The following is a 23,911-nucleotide window of genomic DNA, read 5'->3' on the forward strand; positions in this document are numbered from 1 at the left end:
CTTTATTTACTTATATTTGATAAACCAATATAATTATGAAGTTATAAAGTTTTTTAAAATTGCAGCTTTTTGTTTGATAGGCTTAAACAACTTAACAAAAAATCTCTCCTTTTGAAAGAGAGATTAAAGCAACTGGTATTAAAAAAATGAGGGAAATAAATGATAACTCTGGATGTATTATCATTGTCATTTGTATATTTAGAATCCGATTCAGCAACTATATAATAAATTATTCACCAGTTAACTCACCCATATTGCTTTTTCCATTTTGCAATAGTATTTCGGCTCAGCTTGTAAACTCTTGCAAGTTGCATATTATTGAGTTCATGCTTTTTTTGATAGTCTAAAATTTTTATAATACTTTTTTCATCATAAGAACGATGTCTTTGATTAAATAGCTCAGTGTCACTTGTTTTTTCCAAAAAAATGATTTTATTCAAAAGAATGATATCAAGAGCACAAAGCGAAGCCTTTTCCATAATTTTTTTACAATCGTTTAATTTATCTGGAAACTTTTGTTCTATCATATCTTTATAAATACTCTTATAGTTAGGCATTGACGTTATTTTTTGTACTTTTCTATCCATTTATATAAAGTTGTTTTAGGAATGTTATACTCATTTATGATCTGCAATTTGGTTTTTGCATTTGTTTCTATCAATTCAAGAATAAAATCTATGATTTCCTGAGTATAAATTTGTTTCCTGAACTGTGGTAGAACCTTAGATTTCTTAACAGACTGATTTTGTTTTATGCTTTGACAGGCGGGAGGTGAAAAAAGTATTAAATGCTGCGTATAAATCCTGAAGAAGTCATATTCCAAAAGCTTACTCCATCTCAAAAGTAGATTGGTGTCAAGACTTTCAGCATTATACATTTCTTGTAACTCTTCCTCAGAACACTTTAAAAAATTTATAATGCGAGATATATCCATCTCAAGTTCATTTACTCTCTTATTGATCATCCCTCCTACACTTATACTCTTAAAGTCCATTTAGAAATAATTTGTTGATTTTTCTTTTAATTCTCATTTACAAAGTTAAAAATGCGATCACTTACAAAGAAAAAATGTAATACTTAAAAATGACTAAATACAGCCCCTTAGATATTTAGCATTCAATAAAGGAATTCACAGCGGCAATAACAAAATTCAAGTATCTAAAAATACCACAATCCTAAAACCGATCATATATTTATAAATATCCTTACCACTCATATAGTACAATTAGTCACTACCGTCCATCTTGTAAATCAAATTCTATATTACTCGCCTAAAAAAATAAACAGGTTTACCGTAAGATATTCCGGTTCTATAGAAAAAGCCTGTCCCTGACCTTCTACTGAAGCAGAAGCCGTATGGGTATGGCTCCAGGAATTGGCATTTGTATTTCTGGTTTGGGTTATATCTTGAAAACGTTTATCAATACCGGTCTTATTATTTGGGGTCCCTTTCCTGTCATTAATAGCATATAAACCAGCAGGTCCCATATGATGATCAAGTAGGTTATGTGAATGTCCTCCACTGTTAGCACTAACTGTAGAAACATTATAGCTTGGCAGATTTTGAGTTGTCAGTTTGACAGTATGGCTACCTCCAAGGGTACCATTAGATCCACTAGTATATTTTATGTACCTATTTCTCGCATCCCATAAATATTCTGAAAAACCTAAAGCATATGCATTTTTTTTGATTTTCTCAGAAGGTAATGTATTTATATTTCGTCCATTGATGAGAAACCATCCTGAATGATCATTTTTTTGCATCCCATATTTAATATCACCTAATGACGGAGATAGTTGTAGATCTTGTCGCTTTTTAACATTCCCTTCATGATCTACAGCAAGAACATTAACAGGTGAATTAATAATATCAAGCTTCCTGATTCTCATATTACCATTTACATCAAGGGTTTTTGTCGGTTTGGATGTGTTTACTCCAATTTGAGCATAAATACAAGAATACATACTTATACATAAACCAAATACTACTATTTTTTTCATCTCTATATTTTTTAGTTTCCAAGATAAATAAACGTATTGACCTCTATGTATTCAGGTACAATACTAAATGACTGGCTATTACCTCCAGCATTAGAAATTTTAAAAGAATGGGTATGATTTCCAGAGTTTGTAGTTTTTGCCTGAGGGCTAAGGTGTGGATTTCGTTTATTAGCACCATTTGTATTACCAACATTCGCCAAAGTACCATTAAAATTAGAACCAAATATATCAGAACGCTTATCAATAAAAGAATGATTGTGAGAAGCATTAGAAGATAAAGAGGTTTCACCAGTAAAGCTTAACTTTGACAGATTATTTTTATCAAGAATTACAGTGTTCTTCCCTCCTGTACTAGCTGTATATTGAGCATTCCCAGATATTTTAAGGAATTTACCTGTTGCACTCGGCAAAGCTGTTGCATATCCTATATTTTTTGCCGATAAACTTGCATTTGACGGCAAAGAAGATATTTGGCGACCGTCCAGAAGATACCACCCATGATGATCAGTCTTCTGAAATCCTCTCTTTACATCTCCTTTTTGCGGCTTAATTTCCTCGTATTTCTTTTTTCCCACTACACCATCCGCATCAGTGACTATTATATACTCGGGATCTTTTTCCGTTTTAATATTTCTAACCCTTAATTCTCCGTTGACGTCAAGAGCTTTAGTAGGTTGCTTTATATTTATACCTGTTTGTGAATGAATCCATTGAACGGAAAACATTAATATTAGTAAGATTTTAAATTTCATATTTTTTGATTTAACAATTATTTTCCTAGATACACAAATTGTTTCAGACTAATATAGCCGGGTGTCAAATTAAAAGCAGTTCCACTACCATTACTTTTTAATGTTATATTATGGGAATGAGCTCCTGATATACTTGTTGTTCGTATGGTATTGTCTGAGCCCCATTTTGCTCCTGTATTTTGAGCATTCAAAGTCATTCCACCTCCGTTAGCATGATTAATCATATTGACAAAAATATGATCATGCTTACCCGCAGAGCTTGTTCTTCCGTTCAATTCGAATGCAGGTAAATTATTTCTCGAAAGTGTAATGCTAGATTTTCCTCCAATTGTGCCTAGAGAGCCGGCAGTATTTTTACTTTTGGATAATTTATTCCTAAAATCTGGAAGAGCGGAGCTAAAGCCCAGTGAGATAGCATTCTGTTTTGCAACTGAGGGTAAGGTAGAAATACTTCTTCCATTTAAAAGAAACCAGCCATGATGATCCTGATCCTGAATAGCATCTTTGATATCACCAATGATCTCCTTTCGGAATTGAGTGTAATCCTGTTTTGAAATATATCCATTTTCGTCAGAAACTAATATTTCAGCATTTGACCCGGCAACAGGCAAATTCCGAACTTTAACATCTCCATTTACATCTAAAGTTGCTGTTGGTTTTGCTACATTTATTCCTACCTGACTGTAAAGCCCAACGGAAGGAACAATTGTAATAATTACAAAAATAAGTTTTTTCATTCGTGTGTTTTTTTAGAGAGCTGCAAAGAAAAGAGATTACATTCTTATCTAAAAAAATTAACATACGTAAAAAAAACAAAAAGCAGAAATCTTGTCGTCACGATGGTTACAATCACTTAAGACAACAAATAAGTGAAATTTAAGTATTTAAGACATTCTAAAAATCTTATAATGGAGAGGTTAAAATATATGAATCTGCTTAAATAAGTTTAAAATGAAAGCTTTGGTTGTTTTGTAAAGTTTAAACAAATTTATTTTAAAAGAAGTAAAATCCTATAAGTTTTTTAAAGATTAAGGATTTATTTTCTTTAGCCAAACATACAAATCCTCTCCTTTTTCCAGTCCTATTTTTTTTCTTAATGTATATTTTCTGGTCTGAATGGTTCTATAGGATCTGAATGTATATTCAGCAATCTCTTTAGAAGAAAAATTTAGATAAACATAGGCAAGAAGTGTTAATTCACCCAAATTAAAACTAGGATTACATTCTAAAAGTCTTGGGCTAAATTCAGGATAAAATGTCTGAAACTTTTCAAAGAAAGATGTTGTATTTTTTTTAGCTTCATAGATAACTTCCTCCAGCGTTACATCTAGTTTTTGTTGTAATTTCACATAATACATATTTTTTTCCTCTAGCAAATGATCTTTTTCCTGCAAAAGCAAATTCTTCTCAGAAATGACGGCTCTCTTTCTTCGTTTTAACTTTAAATATCTATAACCTATTATAATATTTAGAAACATAAATGGTATAATAGCAGATAAAAAAATAATCCAATTGAGTTTCCTGAATTTGTCACTTCTATTCTGGTATTCGTTTTCTACTGTATTTACTGCAGACTGAAGGTTTGTTATCTTTAAACCGGCTAATTCATCAGACTCGATATAATATTTTTCCAAATAAATTTTCTCTTTTGCTTTATCATTAAGAAATCCATAAGACATTGAGATCTTTTTATTGGTGTAAGTAGAATATTCAAGATCTTTGATTCTATTCTGATCAAGATCCTGTAAAGATTCAAAATAAAAATCAACTGCTTTTACATAATTTTTCAGCTCAAAATAGTAATCCCCAAGAGAAATGAGCTGGATATATTTTCTTTTGATCCTGTTTAAGTGGGTATAACTTTTATTAAAATAATAATAAGCTGAGTCATACTTAAGGTTGTGTAAACACACATATCCTTTTATAGTGTATAAATTTAAATTATCAGAGAAATCATCATCCAGATTCTTGGATATTTTATGATGGATACTAATAGCTTTGTTAATAAACTTTTCTGAATACAGAGATTCCTGTTTATTAAGGTAATACGAAGCCATTCTTGCATTAGTTCTGGATAATATTTTTTTTGCTTCAATATCATTCTTTCCTGATAGAAGTTCTATAATCCTATGATATTCTTTAAGTTCACTATCAGTGAGTTTTAACTTATTATAGTTAATCGCTTTTATTTCTCTGAATTGGCATTCTAATACAGCATCTTTCTTCGTTTCACTTCCATTTAATCCTTTTTCAATATATAAAAAACTATCTTTATAGTCCATTAATAGATTTGTACAACGAGCTATATTCAAGTAAGATTCTGCTAATTTCAATGAATTTTTCTCATTTTCAGAAATCATAGCCGCATCCTTTGCATATGTAAGAGATTGTATAGTATTCGTATACAGAGTTTCTTTCGATTTTTCCAGCAAGCCATCAACTCTTTTAATCTCAATTCGTTGACTGTATAAAAAACCGAACATAAACAATAAAAAAATACGTATAAATTTAAATAACATATAAAATTTTCTATTTTTAATTAATATAAAAGAAAATAATTAACAATTTACAAAAAAAACAACATATACTTCAAGATCTTAACTTTAGCTACCTATTTGATTTTAATGCATTACCTATCATCAGCTTATTTAATTTAAAGACTTAGATCTAAAATCATTTGCTTACGATAATTTGAATAATATTAAAATGGATAAAGCGTCCAAAACAGAAATACCAATATTAATTTCTGCTATTTTAGACATGAGATTTGCCATCTGTTATAAAATTTTATACTGAGCTAGAGGTTAAAATGCTAAGCAAAAAACAATAAATCAGAGATTCACATCAAGTTGTACTATTTTAGTTTAGTTACATCGTTTCCATGACAGAAAATAATAATCTCATTAGTTTGATTATTAATTAGACTTCTTGCTTTATCAGAATGACAAAAGTCGAATGATTTGACTTTTGAAATAATCTCCATATTTTATATTTGTCTTATTTCAATAATGCTGCAGTTCTTCTTAATAATAAATTTTATAGAATTAATACCTGTTGACAATTTTGTTTGAAAAGACTGAATTGGGAAATATTACTGAAAAAAATCTTATTGTAATTTACCTTGTGACCGTCTATAAAGGTTTTATAAAAATTATAACTGCCTCTAAAAAAACCAACAGTATAATTTATCATTGAATCAAAAGAATATATAATGGTCTCAATTCCTATTTGATCAGACACACTGATTAATACCGTAATCTTGGGGAATTTATTTCTTCTCATTGTAAGGGCTTTGTTGTTTTTACAAAAGAAAGGAATACCAACCCTATTAAAAAAAATAGCCATACGTAAAAACAACCCAAATGCGCAACAAACTAGTAATCAATAATTAAAAATTTATTTTCAAGAAGATACTGTAAAGATTGCGTACATACTTACAACCAAATAATAATAATGAGAAATTTATTATTTATTAAAAAGAAAATTTATCTGACATAAATTTCTATATTGTACTCAATATTTTTTTATCCAAAACAAGTGATATAAAAATACTATTATCACAAATAACCTTACCTTCTTATTATTGACAATTTGTTTAAATGAGCATTTTATAACCAAAGACTATGTCAATTTAATGCTCTATGAACCATTGCAAAAAATCAATACCTGTCAGTTCTTTTTTTGGTAAATTAAATGGACTCTCTGCCATTTGATCTTCAGAATATGACATCGCAGCTAAAAAAACAGCAGAAGTACTATAGAATTCTGCTGTTAAATATAATTTCTATTATTTGATCAAATCTACATGATAATATATCAGGTAAATATTCTATCAGTTCTTTATCAATTGTATTTCGAAGAAGCTTCCAATACCATTTCCTGTTCCACCGCTTGGATTAGCAATAAAAGTAAGACCATGATTTGCGCCAAAAAAATAAGCTCTGCCTGCTTGTAATTCAGCCACTCCTATAAATGTAGTTGCGCTCCCGACAGTATTATTCGCAGCATAGGTCCCTTTAATGTAATCAGTTGGTATAGAAAATCTTAACACCCAATTACTGGTAGTAGAATCAGCAAATCCTACAACAGCATTGGGTACATTATAAGTATCGGGATCAGTAAGTTTAATAGAAGTTGTCATGGTTATTTTATACAAACCAGTTTCAGGAGCTACAAAATAGCCTTCTTGATGGTCAAAATCATTACCTGGGTCATCAACCTGTGTAAAATAATTTAACCTATAAATTACCCCAGTTGTATTTCCAGTTTCACGATTATTATATAAATATGCTCTGGCAATTCCCTTTATTTCATTTTTCTTCTTTTTAATTACCCCATTAGCATCCGCCACCAAAGTTATATCCTGAATATTCGAACTGGGTACGATATCTCTCAGCCTGAGGTTTCCATTTACATCAAGTTTTTGGGTAGGATCAGTAGTACCTATTCCCACATTTCCATTATCAAGCACATTTACTCTAAATATGTTGTCTGAACTTGCAAGACCCATTATATATTCTGAAGCATTGTTATTCCGAACATTCAAAGTACCTCCTGCATAATTATAACCACTTGGCCCCAATATTATTTTTCTTGATTTAGCAATCCCATCTATATCAAGCTTCTGTGTAGGACTATCTGTTCCTATCCCAACATTATTATCAGCTGCTAATACTACATTATTGTTACTACTACCGTTGACCGTTAATTTCATGGAACTGCTGCTATTAGTGCCATCTCCCTGATAATAGGTCCTTATTCCTGACAAAATTTTATTGGTATCCCCAACATAACCACTTGTATAAAGGTTCGCTACATTCTGACCATTTTGCAGATTACCGGTACCAGACCTTTCAACATACAAACTAGCTTCGTTACCATTTCTGAATATTAAAGAATTATCTGCCATACTCATAACTCTATTGCCTGTTAAAGTCCCATTGGCATTATAAATATTAGTATTGGTATCAGTATTCAGCTTTATCCACTTGCTTGTGGAACCATCAAAATGATAAAATCCCATTGCGTCAATGTTGGATGCCTGTCCTGTAGCTGAGCCTGTAGAGACGTCATTTACGTAAATTAAAGTAGAAGGTTCTACAGATATCATACTCAGTGCCCTCTGCCTGTCTACACGGGGAATAAGAACTCCATCTGCATTTGTTGTAGAACCTGTTGGGGTTTTAGCTATAATATCTAGTGTACTTTTAGGAGCAGTAGTATTAATACCTACTTGCCCAAACATGATACTGCCTAACAAGATGGCAGCCAGAGGTAATAGTTTTTTTTCCATGATAGAGATTTTATTTGTTATAAACAAAAAAACCAAAAACTGACAATACATCAAAAAAAAGACATACTCTATAAGCAGCAGAATTTAAAAAGCTATAAAATAGATAGTTAAAATACAAAATTAAAAAAACATGTATAAATTACGTACCTATATTTACTTTGCTAATCCCCATATTGAATCTTTCTAATATTTTTATGTTTGCTATTTTTTAAACCAAATAAAAACTTTACACACATAAGCTTTTTAACGTCCAAACTCTTGTGCATAATAGATGCACTAAATTTTATGAAAATTTTCGATTTTACTCTTATGTCAGCTTTTCTGCAGAATTATTTTAAACCTACCTAAACGGTTCTAAATATTTTAAAATAAAACCTTTCTTTGTTATGTAAAAATTTAGACAACTTTACTATTTTTATATTAGTATCGTTTTAATTCTAAAAACTAATAGGTGTTTTATACAAAAAGGCCGTCTCAATCTGAGACAGCCTACGGAAATGCATTGTATTAGAGTTAATGAGAGACGTCTAATAAATATGCAAAGATTTAATAAATTGTAGTGTATTTCAAGCACCTAATTTATTATATCTAAAACTTATAAAAATTTAATGCTAGTAGTAAATGGAATAAATAACATTATAATTAACAACCGCTTTCATTATCTAGTCCATAATTGTAATGGAAATCTGTGGTGCAACGGAATCATTTATTATTACATTACCTGAATCTTGTTTAGCACATTTAACATATATAGTTTTAGTATTACCTGAAGGAATCGTCACAAATGTACTCATTGTGTTAGAGCTATTCCAATTTACAGCTGTATAACTCTGAGGTATAATAGATACAGAAGTATAAGAACCACTCCCCGCTTGTGTATCAAATATATGGCACCATGTATGCTTGGCATCACTGGTTTTTAGTCTTCCCATATTGACATCCACCTTATAAGTTCTTCCTCCCTTTAAAACAAAATCAGTATTATTAACTTTAGAAATATAGCCTACCGGAGTAGAATTATACAACTGTTCTTGAAAGCGCACCCGATCTCCACTATTAGTGCTTGTATATGTGATAGTCTGTGAGGCATTAGAAGTAAAAGTAGCTGATGTATTTAAAGTTTCACTCACTGAATCAAGCGTTTCCCACTTTCTATTCGTATCAGTACCAGTATTTACTTGTATTTTACCTATATCCTTATTATAAATAATCGTGGCTGCGTGCGCTCGATCTGAAGCAATTGCATCCCTTTGTGCGGTGGTCAACTGCGGCAGACGCACTCCTGAATCAGTCCCGGAAATATCTAATTTAGCTTTAGGTGAAGCTATTCCTATACCTAAATCTCCCGAGGAATTTAATACCATCTGTGAGTTTGATACCCCATTCACAGAAAACTTCAATTCTGAATCAGTAGTATTACCATTACCTTGATATGTAGCTCTTATTCCTGCCAGATCTTTTTCCCCTCCTTCAACAAATCCTTTAAAATGAACTCGTCCAAATATTTGGTTGGCAGACAAATTTTCCCCAGCATTTTGACGATACAATGATAAAGTAGGAACTGTAGCAGTAGTTGATTCAACTTTTATATCAGCATTATTCCCTATAAACCTTCCGTTACCGCTGACATCCAGCTTTTGCGTAGGAGAATCTGTACCTATACCTACGTTATTGTTGGAAGCTAGTACCAAATTATTGTTGATATTCCCATTAACTGAAAAAGTCATGGAACTATTGGTATTGATTCCATCTCCTCGATAATAGGTTCTTATTCCTGACAGTGTTTTATTTGTATCCCCAACATAACCACTTGTATAAAGATTTGCTACATTCTGACCACTTTGCAGATTACCGGTACCAGACCTTTCAACATATAGATTAGCTTCATTGCCATTTCTTAATACCAAAGAGTTATTTGCCATACTCATAACCCTATTGCTCGTTAAAGTGCCATTAGCATTATAAATATTAGTATCTGTATTGAATTTTACCCACTTACTTGTGGAACCATCGAAATGATAGAATCCCACCGCGTTGATATTGGATGCCTGTCCTGTAACTGTGCCTGTAGATATATCATTAACGTAAATTAAAGTAGAAGGCTCAACCAATGCCATACTCAATGCCCTCTGCCTGTCTACACGCGGAATAAGAATTCCATCTATATTGCTTGAATTACCGATTGGATTTTTTGCCGTAATATCTAAGCTACTTTTTGGGGAGACTGTATTAATTCCCACCTGTCCAAACATAATGTTGCCTAACAGTATAATAGCAACAGGTAATAGTGATTTTTTCATTTCTTAAAATAATTTATGTGTATTACAAAGAAATAAGAGAAAAAAGAAATACGTAGAAAAAGACATACGTAAAAAAAACAATTATTAAAACACTGAAAACAAACATATTAAATTCAACCCACTTACATTTCATATAGAAAACACGTATTTCATCGTGTATTAAAGAGAAAAGAAATCTACAAATCTCCAGTGAAATACTTGTACTTTAAATTGATAGGAAGTTTATTTAACAGATCATTTTCTAATACATCTATTATTACTTATTTATTGACTGCTTCTATTGCTATGAAACAAACACCATTCAATATCTGTTAGAATCGTTGTGTTTATACTTAAATTACAACTCTTGCTATTTAATTATTTAGATGAGTGACATATTGATAATGCTATTTTTGAAATAATTGAAAGGAAAGATCCGTAGCAGACAAATCTATAAAAGGATTAGTACCAGGATTAAATTCCCCATTAGCAGTCCCTTCATTATATTTAAATATATTATCTTTTAATTTTAAAACTATTTCCAATTTATTATTAGATGAATTCAATGGAATTGATGATAAGTCTATAATAAAATTCTTATTGTGATAATTAGTAGAACCAGATCCAAATGAAGAAGTTGCGCTATACGTCTTAATAACACTGTTATTTAAAAGCACTTGTATATCATAAATGGTATAAGTTGCATTAGGAGGTGTATTATTATTGTTTGGTCTTAAACGAATAGAATAATCAAGATTTATCTGCATAAAGCTGTTCGGGTTGGTACTCTGGGAGTTAAAATACAGTGTATATATGGGGTTAAACACAACAGAAGAAAGGGGTGAGTATTTCCAAGGTGCTAATACAACCGTCCCAACAATTTGGCTATAGGAAAAGCTTCTTGTAGTAGCTACAGAAGATGAATACCCCTGTAAAGCTGTCAAATTATAACCATCATATGCACCTGGCGGCAATCCATTTAAAACTCCTACAACGCCGTTATCATCAGCAACCAAAGTCTTGGTTGCAGTAAATCCTGTTGTCCCATTCACTGGTAGATTACGCACTCTGGCCTTACCATTCACATCCAATCTTTCTGTAGGAGAAACTGTATTAATACCCACATTACCATTTTCATTAATCCTAAATAATTCAAAGGCCTCAGTACCGTAGGCAAGAAATACAGCCTTTGAAGCGTCTTGATTCCTTACCTGTAAGCCTCCTGCATATTGAGACAAATTCCCAATGTTTACAGGACCTCCCTGAATATTTACTTTTGAACCAAATGTTAGAGTATTGGTGCCTATACCTACGCTACCATTGTCCTTAATCACAAAATCTGATCCTGAAGCACGGCTTTCTCCTAAAGAAGTAGTTCCCAGTTTTACCATAGAATTGGCAGAGTCATCTATAAAAGCATCCGGAGTAAAATCTGCTTTAACCCCACCAATATTCAGCTTTGTCCACTTACTTACCGAGCCATCAAAATAATAGAATCCCACCGTATCAATATTGGATGCCTGTCCTGTAGCCGTACCAGTAGAGATGTCATTGATGTAAATTAAAGTAGAAGACTCTATAGAGGTCATACTCAATGCTCTCTGCCTGTCTACACGAGGAATCAGAATTCCTTCTACATTTGTTGAAGTCCCTACTGGATTTTTTGCCGTAATATCTAAGCTACTTTTTGGGGAGACTGTATTAATTCCCACCTGCCCGTACATGATTATACCAGTTAATATAGCAACAAGAGGTAATAATGTCTTTTTCATTTTTTAAAATAATTTATGTGTATTACAAAGAAATATAGAAAATGGAAAAAGGAATAAAAAAGACCTACTTAAAAAAAACAACAATTAAAACGCTGAAAACAAGCATTGTAAAACTCACTTGTTTAGATTTTAGTAGAAAATACGTATTTCAGTACAAGAATACTAAGTGTAAAGAAAAGTAATCTCTAAATAATATCTTGAAATTCATGCAATAATATTTATGTGCCCAAAATTATTTTTTCATTAATTAATCTTAAAACAATAATACAAGAGTAGTTCGAATCACCAGAATTATATGTCTTATCTCATATTATGTTCGTGATTTTAGATTACATAATATTCGAAAATTTTTATTGATCGTAGATGTTCAAGTGGAACTTTTTACAAAGTGAACCACTTGTAACAACTATTATCTTTAAATCTCCAAAGAATGTAGGCAAAGATTTGATACCTACATTTACCTACAGAGTTTATTTAACCTTAGTATTTAATGTAAGTATTAATCCTATACCACAACTATCTTTGTCCATAAAAGGATAGCCTGCAAGTTTAACCTGATGATTCGAAATTTTTATAAAATCAAAACCAGATAAAGGATTCCAATAATTAACAATAATAGCAACCCCTATACCCAAACCTGCTCCTGTAAGTATATCGCCACTCCAGTGTCTATTATTTCCAACGCGCATTAATGCTGTCATAATTGCAAATAAATAACCAGAGGAGGCGTAGATAATATTATTGTCTTTATACTCCAAGAATTGAATTGTTGCAAGATTGAAGGCCAATGCAGAATGACCAGAAGGATATGAATTATAAGCAGATTTATCAGGCCTTAAACTTCCAAAACTTTCTTTACTTATATATGTAATACTTCCTGTGATCAAAGATGAAATAAGTACATTGGTGATCATCTGCCTAGAACCATGCAAAGCCTTAAATCCAAGAAACTGTCCTGATAATAAAAATAATAATGGAGTATATTGTGTAAAATCATCAATTTTTGTTTTAAAATTATACCCAAACAAGCTTCTTACATTTCCTTGAACATTATCTTCAAGTGACGGAATTTTCAAAACAGATCCTGCGGCTATTAAACTTACAGGCAAGATTAGTTTTTTATACGTAAATGTGTGGCTAATGTTTTTATCCTTATATGCAACAAATGAAGAATCTTGAGAATTAAAACAATAAGGAATAGAAAGTAAATAAAATACTATTAACTTTTTCATAAATTAAAATAGGTTATGCTAAAACGTCTTTAAATGATTACTCAACTTTTCCTTATCATTATACTGTAAAGAAAAAGTTCTGTAAAAAATAAACGAATTAAATACATTAAGAAGGGTACGCTTGAATCATACTCAGAGGTCATATGTCTTTTTAAGTAAGGATAATTAGACCGTCACTGGTTGCCAGTTATCTAAAATCTACTGGATGTATTAAGGCACTATCTGTTTATAGGTGATAGCATCATAAAATAGAATAGTCCGATAATAATTTTTTTTTCATTGCTGAAAGAATCTATGTTTAGTACAAAGAAAGGAATTCAAAAGTTGAGAGAAAAAAAAGGACATACATAAAAAATACGTTTTTACAACTACCTAAAAACAAGATTTTTAATATAAAGGTTATATATAAAAATACGTTTTTTAGGTAATTTTTTGCTTGAAGTTTTCCTAAATGTGATTTTAATCTTTTCAAAAAGTAAATTAAAACTTCCTATTTTCTTACATCCTGCCCGCTTTTTACTTCTATTTAATAATTTCTAGAAATTGCTTAAGATATGTCCATCTTCATTAAAACAAAGTGGCTGCCCTAATTCTAAGACAGCCCTTGAAAACACAAATAACAAGTAGAATGATGAGCAACCTTTCTACAAATATAATTTAGTACTCCTCTTTGACATGCCAACAACTATTATGCTCATCAATACTATTACATATATCATTTAAATGTTTTTAATTAATATAGAACTTTCAAAGCATTCCTGATATTTTTCTTTCAATTATATGGCTATTTTCAGAGAATTTTCAGATAAAAAAACTCACTCACTAAACCACCAATTCTTAACAAGTGTTATCCGCATTCCCACAGAAAAAGATCCAAATCTATTTAAATTTTCAAGATCTGTAACAGCATAGACTTTTCCCAATCCTCTGGAATACGTCACGAAAACCTCTGTTCGGTCTGAAATGGTAAATCCACCGCCACCGTTCAAAACATAATCAAGCTTTGTAGAATGATATTGCTTTCCGTTGTTATAATCTAATCTCCATATTATATATTCAAACTTTCCTCCAACAAATATGTAAAATCTTCCTTTTTGGAAATTTTGATTTAAATGTTTTTTCAGATTTATTCCCCCTGCATATGTGGAAAAACTTAGATCCTTACTATAAGGGTTTTTAACCGGTACAGATAGTTCAAAAAAAGGTTGCAGATACAATTCACTAGAATCAAAATATAAAATTTTTGAAAGAGCTACATCCAGTGATAAATGGGCTGTATATTTATTAATCCACCTGCTTTTTCCTTCCTTTTGATCTGTTAAATTGCCTCCTGTATAACTTGCTCCTAAATTCCATTTTACAAACTGTGATCGCCATTCATCATAATGCTGAGCATAAAGAATTTCCGAAATTAATATAAGCAAGCAAATAAAAAGTTTTCCTATCATCTTATTGGTTTAGTTTCTTCTGTCCATTTTATCAACGTTCATACCTATTACACCTCAAATATCAACGGCATCATTAAATCGATTCTTTAAACACAGATTGATGAGGGTCAAAATTTATATTGGAAAGAAATGAACTATTCTGAAATTGTTTATTTAAAAAAAACACTAAAAAGGATGATTTAAATAACCATATAATAATCAAATACTTAACATATTAACGATTACAGAAAACAAGCTAATATATGTACCTTATACGTATGTATCTCTAACATGTCACCATATTAATAACTACTGTATTTTGCAAAGCTGCATCTCTTTTAACCGTTTATCAAATTCGTTTAGAATATGTTCTACAGGAAAACTAACTTAACATGTAGTATCATTGTAGACAGAACTAGATATCTAGAAACTGTGCTATAACAATAGATTCACTACAAATTAAGAGAGGGTTTTCTTTGCCATAGAAGATACCGGAAATAAAAGGAGGAGACCTTTTGGTCTCCCTTTCCGTATATCTAAAAGCGTATTGCTGGCATGAGCTTCGCTCGCAGCCTTCGGAAAGAACTTCGTTTTTTTCTCCTCTTTTTCCCAGCAGAGCCTACTTCCTCTTAGGCTTTGAAGCTAAATTGATATTTTTTTGTTTTATATAATTTAAGTAAGTATAATTTCTGGGCAATATCACTTCATTTGAGTCCCAAAATGTTGCAGTAACATCAGGCTGAATAGGGATAAGATGTTCCAACGACTGTAATTTTTCCCAAGGCGTTTTTCCATTCAAAGAAAAGTGCGGTCTTTTCTTATTGTAAAACTCCTACCATTCAAAAGCTAAAGCATTTAAATTAAGATCAGGATCAGGTAAATCCACTAGCGACCAGAATTCGGATTTGTCCATTTAAATAAGGGGATCTTGGCTTGATAGGTCTGTATTTGATAAAATGTTCATGTAGCTCATATTGAAAGTAATAATTAAAAAACCAATGAAAGAACGCAAAACCTATTAGTCGCATTAGAAGACTAAAGAGAAAATTTACATGTAGACGTAATTTATAAAAATCAATCTTTGCATAAATTTTAGAATCAAAAAGGCTTATACGCCGAATCAAAATATTGGTATATACTTTCTATACGTGTAAATTCCATTGATATTGACCACCTAATTCCTGATTAAATTGACCACTAAGAATGAAGTCAAAAAAGGTGTCTAAAAGATGGTTTAAAAATATAAAATAAATCTTTACTCTGAGCTGATTTTCTGATCAGCTTTTTTTCTTCTCATCGATTCCCCTGTAAGATCTATTCTCAGGGAGTTATGTACCATTCTGTCAAGGATTGCATCCGCTATTGTTTGTTCCGCAATCACTTCATGCCAAGCGCTTACAGGCAGCTGGGAAGCAATAATAGTTGAGCGTTTTCCGTGCCTGTCTTCTATAATTTCCATAAAATCCTGCCTTTTAAGATTATCCAGCGACTGTAACCCAAAATCATCAAGGATAATAAGATCCTGCTTTTCTATTCGGTCAATCTCTTTAAAATAAGAGCCGTCTGCCTTAGCCATTTTAAGCTTTGAGAAGAGTTTATTGATGCTGAAGTACATAACTTTATATCCCATTGTACAGGCTTTGTAGCCAATGGCAGTTGCAATAAAACTTTTTCCAACTCCTGTACTTCCTGTAATAAGAATATTCTGTTTCTGAGAGATAAAATCACAGGAAGATAACCTTCCAATAGTATTCTTATCAATATTCCTGGAAGAAGAGGCTGTGATCTCTTCTATAAATGCCCTGTATCTGAACTTAGCTGTGATAATCAATCTCTCTACCTTTATGCTTTCCCTGTCGTCATACTCGGATTCAATTAAGTAGGCTATAAGTTCATCATTGGTATAGGAAACACTTCCTGTTTCCATTGTTGTGGAAAAAGCCCTGTGCATCCCGTGGAGCTTTAAATGTTTCATTTTTTCTAATGTTGCCTGATTCATAGGTTTCGTATTAATGATTTAATTGTTAATGATTGTAGATGTTACTGATAGTATTTTCCGCCTCTTATGTTTTTGTGTTTAGGCAGTTTCTTTTCTTCAAAAAATGCATCGTCATCGGTGAGATTATCCAGACCTCTTTCCAAGATACTTTTAATCATGGCTAGGCTGTATTTTTCATATCCCAATGCTCTTTTACAGGCATTGTCAAGTCTTATGCTGCCAATCTTTTTTGATAATGAAAGGATTCCCAGGGCAGGTTTTATAGGATTGCTCAGGATGCTGTTTCTTTTCCAGGATTTTGATGATGTACTGTTCACAATATTCTCCAACAGACCTTCCCCAAGAGATAAACCGGGATGGATTCCATTCCGTCATAAACTGATAAGATGAAGGCATATGTTCTTTTACGGTCGTATACTGATATTTGGCCAGGATTCTGTTGTGGAATGCTATTCTGCGCTGGTCATAGTAGATCTCGACCGTGTTTTTACTAAAAATAATGTTTACTTTTTTACCAATATAGCTGAACGGAACACTGTAATAATGCTGGTCTTTGCTTAAATATACATGGCTGGTCTTATGAACAGTGGCACGTACAGAATGCTTGAGTTGGTACATCATAGCGGGTAGTGGGGATAATGCATGTCTTTCAACCTCACGGAAAACATCAGCCCTGGAATACTTCTTTCTTTTCATGGGAGCTTCATTATATCCTTCCAGCAGGTTTTCTATAGCTTTGTTCAATGCTTCCAAGCTAAAGAAGTGATCTTTACGCAATGGAGCAAAAATGCGGGTATAAACAATACGTACCGCATTCTCAACCAAAGCCTTGTCCTTGGGATGATAGGTACGAGTAGGAAGTATTGTAGTGCTATAGTGGGAAGCAAAATCCAGAAGGGAATCAGTGATGACAGGTTCGTACTTATGACTTTTTTTTACCGCTGTACGCAGGTTATCGGTAACAATAGCTGCGGGAACTCCTCCATAATAATGCAGGGCTTTGGTAAGGCTTCCAAGAAAATCTTCTTTTCCTTGGGTTCTTGTAGCTTCTACGAAGGTCATGCCACTGGCTCCAAGTATCGATACGAAGATCTCGACTTCCTGTTGTTCTCCTGTTTCTTTATCAATAATGTGAAGTTTTTTTCCTGTATAATCCACAAAAAGTTTATCCCCTGCCTTATGTTCAATATGCATGGAGGGGTTCACCTTTTTACACCATTCCCTGTAATGATGACAAAAGCGGGAATATTGGTAGCCCAAAGGGTACTTCTCTATGTATTCTTCCCATAGCAGATAACGGGTAACACCTACACGTTTTAGTTCTATGGATATGTAAGGAAACAACGATTCAAGCTGTTTTTTGATACTGTCCTTATCCCTTATAGCGGTTGGCGGAGTCTCAAATAAATCATCTAAATCTTCATCACTCAGCTCTATCAGCTCCTCATACGTAAGCTGGTGTTCATTGAACAGGCTGATATACTTTTTGGCAGTATTGCGTGAGATACCCAGCTGTTTGCTTATCTGCAATTTACTTACTCCCTGGGTGTATAATCGTAATAATTGTTTGATGTTCAACATGTCTATTCTTTTGTTAGCCATTGATATTTTTTGGCTAAGTTATTCAAGACACGTTTTTTGACTTTTTTTGGTGGTCAGTTTGGGCAGGAATACCCTGGTCAATTTGCTCAGGAATCAACTGATCACTTTCGCAGGATTGAGATGGTCAATTTTGAAGGATTCTACAACTGTTGTCTGTTCTAATTTTGCGCTATAATTTTCTCATGTTAAAACTGACATATTAACACTAAACCTTGGGAAATAAATGTATAAGATTATGAAAGAGCAAAAATCAGTAAGAATTGGCGTAGCTTTATTTTTTATCAGTCTAACAACAGCCTTCCAGGCTCAGACAATTGCAGAAAAACAACCCGATCTCAAAAGCACACCTATCAACATGGAGATGATGCTGGGTAGCAGGGGTATCTATTATCAGGTTATGGTTAATAAAAAGTTTAAAAGTATACCAAAACTTGGCTTTTTCAGTATTACCAATGGAAATGCTCCTTGGGAAAAAGAGATGACACCTGACATCATGACACAATCGCATATTACTTATACATTGTTAAGGGGTTTAGAAGTCACAACAGGTTTGCAATATACTCCTGTTTATGGATTCAGACCGGTAGCAAGTCTGATATATTCATATTCTACACCTGAATTTACTATCGTAGCAAACCCAAAAATCGATCTAGCAAGTGATTGGGCATCAGAAAACATGCTACTCATAGAATATCGTCCAAAAATTAATGATAACTGGTCATGGTACGGTCGTGTACAAGGTTTGTATGGATTTGTTCCAAGCTCAGGTGATCATAACAGAAGCTACATTTATCTGCGTGCAGGACTCAGCTACAAAGAGTTTAGCTTTGGTCTAGGTAGTAATTTTGAATGGTATGGCCCTATTAAACATAATGAGAACAGTATTGGTTTGTTCGCCAGTGTACTTGTCTTCTAATAATAATTGTCTGAAACCGTTGATTTACAATTTTTTTATTGATAAGTTTTATTTTGAAATAATCAATGTTAAAATTTCATCCTAATCAAATAGTGAATATAATCCAATCTCTTGTAACAAAATATATTTATGGGAACAGATGAAAGTTGAAAAGACGGTCAATTGAGCAACTAATTTCGAAGTGAATGGAACGTCTTTTTAAGGTTTGAGATCATATCACAGCGATATTTAATTTTTTTTATAACGCTTTTAAATCGTCCGTCAAATGTTTCTATATTTCTTCGGTTATGGCATAAAACCAAAATAGCCAATTAAAGACTTAAAAGTCCAATAATAAATTCTAAAAGCTTTGTAAATTAAATTGCATTAAACTTCTGTTAAATTTAAAAACGAGACTTTAGTTTTAACTTAAAAGCTTAAAGCAATTCTTCTATCTTAATCAAATTTTCCTAGAAAATGTATTTATTAAAAGTCAGACGTACCATTATAATTAAAAATGCAGAACAAAAAGATCTGCACTAAAATTTTAAAATTATCAAAAGAAAAATTTATAATTGAAAGTTTAGCTTTTAAATGTTTCCAGTGCCCAATCCTCAAAAAGTTTCTGACCAGCGGAGTAATGACCAGCGGGAACTAGAAGTGAATTAGTAACAACAAAATGCATATACTTACTTTCATTTTCTGTAATCACTTTTTTGTCCTGACCTGTAATTTGAATATACTCAGAGACAAAAGTCCCCATTTTGCCACGTCTTGGTCCTGCAATTTCAATGGTGTTATTTTTAGGTTCTTCCAAAGAGAATTGTACTATAAATTCGGCAACATCATCAAGTGCAATTGGTTGATAGTCTAAGTTCGAAACAAAAACTTTATCCCCTTCTCCCTGAACTTGGATGATGGCTTCCACATGTTCGTGAAATTGTGTTGACCTAATTATAGTGTAAGGTATACCCGAGTTTTTAATAGTATCCTCTTGAAGTTTTTTTGCTCTGAGATAACCGATTTCCAATGCATCATCTGTTCCTACAATTGATAGAACGATATGATGCTTAATACTAGCATTCAATTCTGCTTTGACAAGATTCTTTCCCGCAGTCACAAAAAATCGAAGTGCATTTTCTCCTTCGGGAGAAGATGAATTTGATAGATCGATTACTATTTCAGTTCCGGTCAATGCTTCCTGAAGCCCTTCACCAGTAATGACATCGACACCTTGTGATGGCGAACCGATTACTACTTTATGACCAAGTTTTTCCAATTTTTTAGTTACAAGCCTCCCTGTTAGACCTGTACCTCCTACTACTAAAATTTTCATATCTGATTTATTTAATATTGTAAAGTTTTTTAAAATAAGCTGCGCACTTGAACACCAAAGGGATTTTCAAACCAATATCTCCAATATCCATCGGTTCCTCTTTTAGCATAATCATTAGATGTTCCTCGAATACATATTTTTTCACCATTATTCGCAATACGTGCTATACTCCAGTCCAAGATTAGTGATGCTAGATTACCATATACATAAACATTCCTTGTTGTAATTTTGATTGGCAAACCGAATTTAAAGAAGCAGTCCAATTCTCGCGCAATCTCCAATCTTCCTCTACGAGGCTGACCACTATCACGAATAAAGATTGCATCTTCCTCATAGAAACGAAGCATAGTCTCCGTATGGAAAGAATTCATATGAGCAAGAAAAGAGTCGACTATTCCCTCGGGAGTTCTCGACAATGAGAGTACTGAGCTTTCAACAAAATTCTGTCCAATCATAAAATCTAAATTTTCTTTAGAAGTAATTTTTTTGTCTTACAAAATTGAGCAATTGGCATATGCAACGCCACTCACAAATTAAGGTAAAAGGTGGACAAAAGAAGGAACAATCTTAATGATCTAAGGTTTGGTCTGAACATTTAGCGTATTGCTTCCGATATTCACTTGGTGAAAAACCTGCATTTTTACTAAACAGCCTGATGAAATATTTGGTGTCTTGATATCCCAGCTGATAGGAAATTTCCTTGATGCTTATTTCGGTATAGTAGAGCAATCTTTGCGCTTCACTCATCACTTCCTTCTGTATATGTTCGGAAGCAGATAAACCAGTAACTTTTTTTACTGTATCGCTTAGATGTCCAACAGTTATATTAAGCATTGCTGCAAATTCAGATGGACGCTTTATACTCCGGAAATGTGATTTTACAAGATTCCTGAATTCCTTCGTGAGATTTATAGAACGTAGGCTAACACTTTCGGAATTAATGAATGATTGGCGTTTGTAGCATAAAACTGCCTGTTCAATAAAAGCTGAAAGCAATGGTTTTTCAACTTGCCTATAAGGGGTATCGTTCAGATCTTGTAATTTCATGATTGACTCAAAGATTGTTCTAAACCAATGCCGCTCATTATTAGAGAGAGCGATAATCAAGGTTTCCTCTAATAAATTATCCAAACTGGTTTGTGCCATTCTACCGATATGACGGCTTTCAAAAGACAAATAATAACCTGTTGCACTAAGAGTCTCTAGAATCTGATGAACTTGTCCAGGAGGAGAGATAAAAAGTGTCCCCACCGGCATTGTTAAATGCTTAAAATCAAATACAACTTCAAGCTGATCAGCCTCAATTAGCATGCAAGTATAATGGTCGTGCCTATGAGGTGAAAGTGCTTTTATAATACCTGGTGTAGATACGTTCCAAATACCAACAGCAATCCCACTGCTGTAATCCATTCTATTTACTGTAATTGAATCGTTTTTAGGCATAACAATTTCTTTGCACAACTAATTTAGTTTTTCTTTATTTAATAGTGTGTATTATTCAAGACTAAAAGTAAAGAAGCTAACTAAATGTGCAATTTTTTCAAAAACATCCATTTTTAACAGTTATCTAAAATTCCAACGTTGCAAACAACAGTATTGATAAATAAAAAAGAAATTAAGTATATCCTTTTCTTGATCGGTTGGACCTTCAGTTTATGAATCAATGAATTATTTAAATTTCATTTGAATTGTTTAAATAAAAACAGGTAGTATGTAGTAACAAGCAACTTTTACTATTTCAAAAAATAACTGTTACCTTTACATCTTCATTAAAACTAAAATAGTTATGAAAGGCAATACAGCGTACCGAAAGAAAATAATAAGATCCAGCTATGTCAAATTAATCGGGATATCTATTATCGTTAGTATTATGTGTTGTCTTATATCTTATACTTTAAAACATTTGACAGGACAGGTACAGGAATACCTCTTTGAAGAAATTATAGCCACGGAAAACAAATTGCTAATCTTTCTACCAAGTGTAGGCATTACAGCAATCTATTTCCTACGTAAATATTTCTTTCAGAATAGAAAAAATAAAGGAATTAAGGAAATATATACAACCCTTGAAACAAGAAAGGATCATCTTCCTTTTTTTAAAATACCTTCTCACTGCATTAATGGCTTTTTAACGGTCATTTTCGGAGGATCTACAGGAGTCGAAGTATCAACAGTAGTTGCCACCGCAACAGTTGGTAATCAGGCATACAAACATTTGCATAGTGCTTGGGCCTACAAGACGGAACTGATATGTGCAGGTATTATAGCGGGTGTAACCGTACTCTTTGGAAGTGCGCTGGGCGGTTTTCTATTTGCATTTGAAGTTATTACACGTAAATACAATAAAACCTTACTGATCAGTGGAATAAGTTCGATGATTATAGCTCATCTATTTGTGCATTTTTATGACTCAAACCCATTATTTACATTTAAGGTACAGGACTGGCGGTGGCAATCCATACCTTTTGCTGTGATACTAAGTTTAATCGGAGGTATATTTGCCCTTTATTTTACAAAAATTGTCATCTACGCAAAAACATTTTTTGGTGGGATTAACAACAATTTCATACGTGTAAATTTAGGTGCCATAACTGTTGGGGTATTTATCTTTTTTCTTCCGGCATTATATGGTGATAGTTATCAAGGGCTTGGTAAAATCCTTGAATCAAGTTCGTCCGATATTGTTAATCTCGCATATTTAATTCCTCTGGTTTTGCTCATCTTTATAAAGCCATTGGCAGCTTCCCTCACTCTCGGCGCAGGCGGTGACGGCGGTGTATTTGCCCCGAGTATTGTTACAGGTGCATTTTTAGGGGTATTTTTTGCCCAATTCTGCAACCATTATTTAGGTACTCATCTTGTGGTTATTAACTTTGCGTTATTTGGAGCCGCTGCCATGCTTTCCGCAGCTATTCACGCCCCTCTTACAGCCATGTTTATTATTTCTAGTATAGTACCGTCTGGCTATCTATTGCTGTTTCCTTTGTTCATCAGTAGTATTATTTCTAAAATTCTGGCAAAGAAAATCTATCCTTACAATGTGTATACTTACAAAGAATTTCCAAGCAGTCCGAACACAATAAATTGATTATAAGTACCGTACGATATTTAAATAAAACAAATCATATCAATAACATCTTATCTATTTATATTGGATTATTACATTTACTAAAAAAAGTAATTTGCAAAAACTTTACAACTACAAGTGATTAAATATTAAAATCGGAGTTACCAATTCCTTTTTGATTTGCCTCAAACGAAGCAAATCATCGATAAAAGTGTTTGAAGATACGCCCGCCTTGATCACAAACAGCCAAATGGCG

Annotated in this window: 18 protein-coding genes; 2 read left to right on the top strand and 16 right to left on the bottom strand. The window is 32.7% G+C overall.

What is annotated here, in order from left to right; all coding sequences use genetic code 11:
• Positions 1 to 245: 245 nt before the first annotated feature.
• The 13 genes from FB551_RS07100 to istA form a co-directional block, all read right to left on the bottom strand.
• Positions 246 to 587, bottom strand: coding sequence for a helix-turn-helix domain-containing protein (locus tag FB551_RS07100; RefSeq protein ID WP_142016390.1), 342 nt, complete (start codon positions 585 to 587; stop codon positions 246 to 248).
• The gene (locus FB551_RS07105; RefSeq protein ID WP_142016392.1) at positions 563 to 994 is read right to left on the bottom strand and encodes a transposase; all 432 of its coding nucleotides are present in this window, start codon (positions 992 to 994) and stop codon (positions 563 to 565) included. Before FB551_RS07105 ends, FB551_RS07100 begins: the two co-directional genes overlap by 25 nt.
• A 269-nt stretch (positions 995 to 1,263) precedes the next feature.
• The gene (locus tag FB551_RS07110) at positions 1,264 to 2,001 is read right to left on the bottom strand and encodes a hypothetical protein (protein ID WP_142016395.1); all 738 of its coding nucleotides are present in this window, start codon (positions 1,999 to 2,001) and stop codon (positions 1,264 to 1,266) included.
• A gap of 11 nt (positions 2,002 to 2,012) precedes the next feature.
• Entirely contained in the window at positions 2,013 to 2,753 is a 741-nt protein-coding gene (locus FB551_RS07115; protein ID WP_142016397.1) for a hypothetical protein, read from the bottom strand.
• Between the two features lie 17 nt (positions 2,754 to 2,770).
• Entirely contained in the window at positions 2,771 to 3,490 is a 720-nt protein-coding gene (locus FB551_RS07120; protein ID WP_142016400.1) for a hypothetical protein, read from the bottom strand.
• A gap of 291 nt (positions 3,491 to 3,781) precedes the next feature.
• Positions 3,782 to 5,272: a helix-turn-helix transcriptional regulator gene (locus FB551_RS07125; RefSeq protein WP_142016402.1), complete on the bottom strand. Its 1,491-nt coding sequence runs from the start codon at positions 5,270 to 5,272 to the stop codon at positions 3,782 to 3,784.
• A 1,313-nt stretch (positions 5,273 to 6,585) separates the two neighbouring features.
• Positions 6,586 to 8,046, bottom strand: a complete 1,461-nt coding sequence (locus FB551_RS07130) for a hypothetical protein (protein WP_142016405.1) — start codon at positions 8,044 to 8,046, stop codon at positions 6,586 to 6,588.
• A gap of 662 nt (positions 8,047 to 8,708) precedes the next feature.
• Positions 8,709 to 10,346: a hypothetical protein gene (locus tag FB551_RS07135; RefSeq protein ID WP_142016408.1), complete on the bottom strand. Its 1,638-nt coding sequence runs from the start codon at positions 10,344 to 10,346 to the stop codon at positions 8,709 to 8,711.
• Positions 10,347 to 10,732: 386 nt separating this feature from the next.
• Positions 10,733 to 12,049 carry a hypothetical protein gene (locus FB551_RS07140; RefSeq protein WP_142016410.1) on the bottom strand — a complete coding sequence of 439 codons (1,317 nt, stop codon included), beginning with the start codon at positions 12,047 to 12,049 and terminating at the stop codon, positions 10,733 to 10,735.
• Positions 12,050 to 12,567: 518 nt separating this feature from the next.
• Positions 12,568 to 13,329, bottom strand: a complete 762-nt coding sequence (locus FB551_RS07145) for a phosphatase PAP2 family protein (RefSeq protein ID WP_142016413.1) — start codon at positions 13,327 to 13,329, stop codon at positions 12,568 to 12,570.
• 815 nt (positions 13,330 to 14,144) lie between these two features.
• Complete coding sequence (locus tag FB551_RS07150; protein WP_047430115.1) at positions 14,145 to 14,777, bottom strand: hypothetical protein; 633 nt, start codon at positions 14,775 to 14,777, stop codon at positions 14,145 to 14,147.
• Positions 14,778 to 16,011: 1,234 nt separating this feature from the next.
• The gene (gene istB / locus FB551_RS07155) at positions 16,012 to 16,755 is read right to left on the bottom strand and encodes an IS21-like element helper ATPase IstB (protein ID WP_047430109.1); all 744 of its coding nucleotides are present in this window, start codon (positions 16,753 to 16,755) and stop codon (positions 16,012 to 16,014) included.
• Between the two features lie 204 nt (positions 16,756 to 16,959).
• Positions 16,960 to 18,357 (bottom strand): IS21 family transposase, encoded by a 1,398-nt coding sequence (gene istA, locus FB551_RS07160; RefSeq protein WP_226798639.1) that lies wholly within the window; start codon positions 18,355 to 18,357, stop codon positions 16,960 to 16,962.
• 235 nt (positions 18,358 to 18,592) lie between these two features.
• Between istA and FB551_RS07165 the strand changes: the two genes are divergently transcribed.
• Entirely contained in the window at positions 18,593 to 19,273 is a 681-nt protein-coding gene (locus FB551_RS07165) for a hypothetical protein (RefSeq protein ID WP_142016416.1), read from the top strand.
• 562 nt (positions 19,274 to 19,835) lie between these two features.
• Here the strand turns inward: FB551_RS07165 and FB551_RS07170 are convergent.
• The 3 genes from FB551_RS07170 to FB551_RS07180 all read right to left on the bottom strand — a co-directional run bounded on the left by FB551_RS07170 (position 19,836) and on the right by FB551_RS07180 (position 22,031).
• A complete protein-coding gene (locus FB551_RS07170) occupies positions 19,836 to 20,588 on the bottom strand; it encodes an SDR family oxidoreductase (protein ID WP_047430106.1) in 753 nt (250 codons plus the stop codon).
• A gap of 29 nt (positions 20,589 to 20,617) precedes the next feature.
• Positions 20,618 to 21,043 carry a YybH family protein gene (locus FB551_RS07175; RefSeq protein ID WP_052186950.1) on the bottom strand — a complete coding sequence of 142 codons (426 nt, stop codon included), beginning with the start codon at positions 21,041 to 21,043 and terminating at the stop codon, positions 20,618 to 20,620.
• Between the two features lie 112 nt (positions 21,044 to 21,155).
• Positions 21,156 to 22,031 carry an AraC family transcriptional regulator gene (locus FB551_RS07180; RefSeq protein ID WP_082001945.1) on the bottom strand — a complete coding sequence of 292 codons (876 nt, stop codon included), beginning with the start codon at positions 22,029 to 22,031 and terminating at the stop codon, positions 21,156 to 21,158.
• 343 nt (positions 22,032 to 22,374) lie between these two features.
• On the opposite strand from FB551_RS07180, the gene FB551_RS07185 reads away from it, so the two are divergent.
• Positions 22,375 to 23,676, top strand: coding sequence for a chloride channel protein (locus tag FB551_RS07185; RefSeq protein ID WP_047430100.1), 1,302 nt, complete (start codon positions 22,375 to 22,377; stop codon positions 23,674 to 23,676).
• The last annotated feature ends 235 nt before the right edge of the window (positions 23,677 to 23,911 follow it).

It is taken from the genome of Chryseobacterium aquifrigidense (assembly GCF_006716485.1).
In the GTDB taxonomy this organism is placed as follows: Bacteria; Bacteroidota; Bacteroidia; order Flavobacteriales; family Weeksellaceae; genus Chryseobacterium; species Chryseobacterium vietnamense.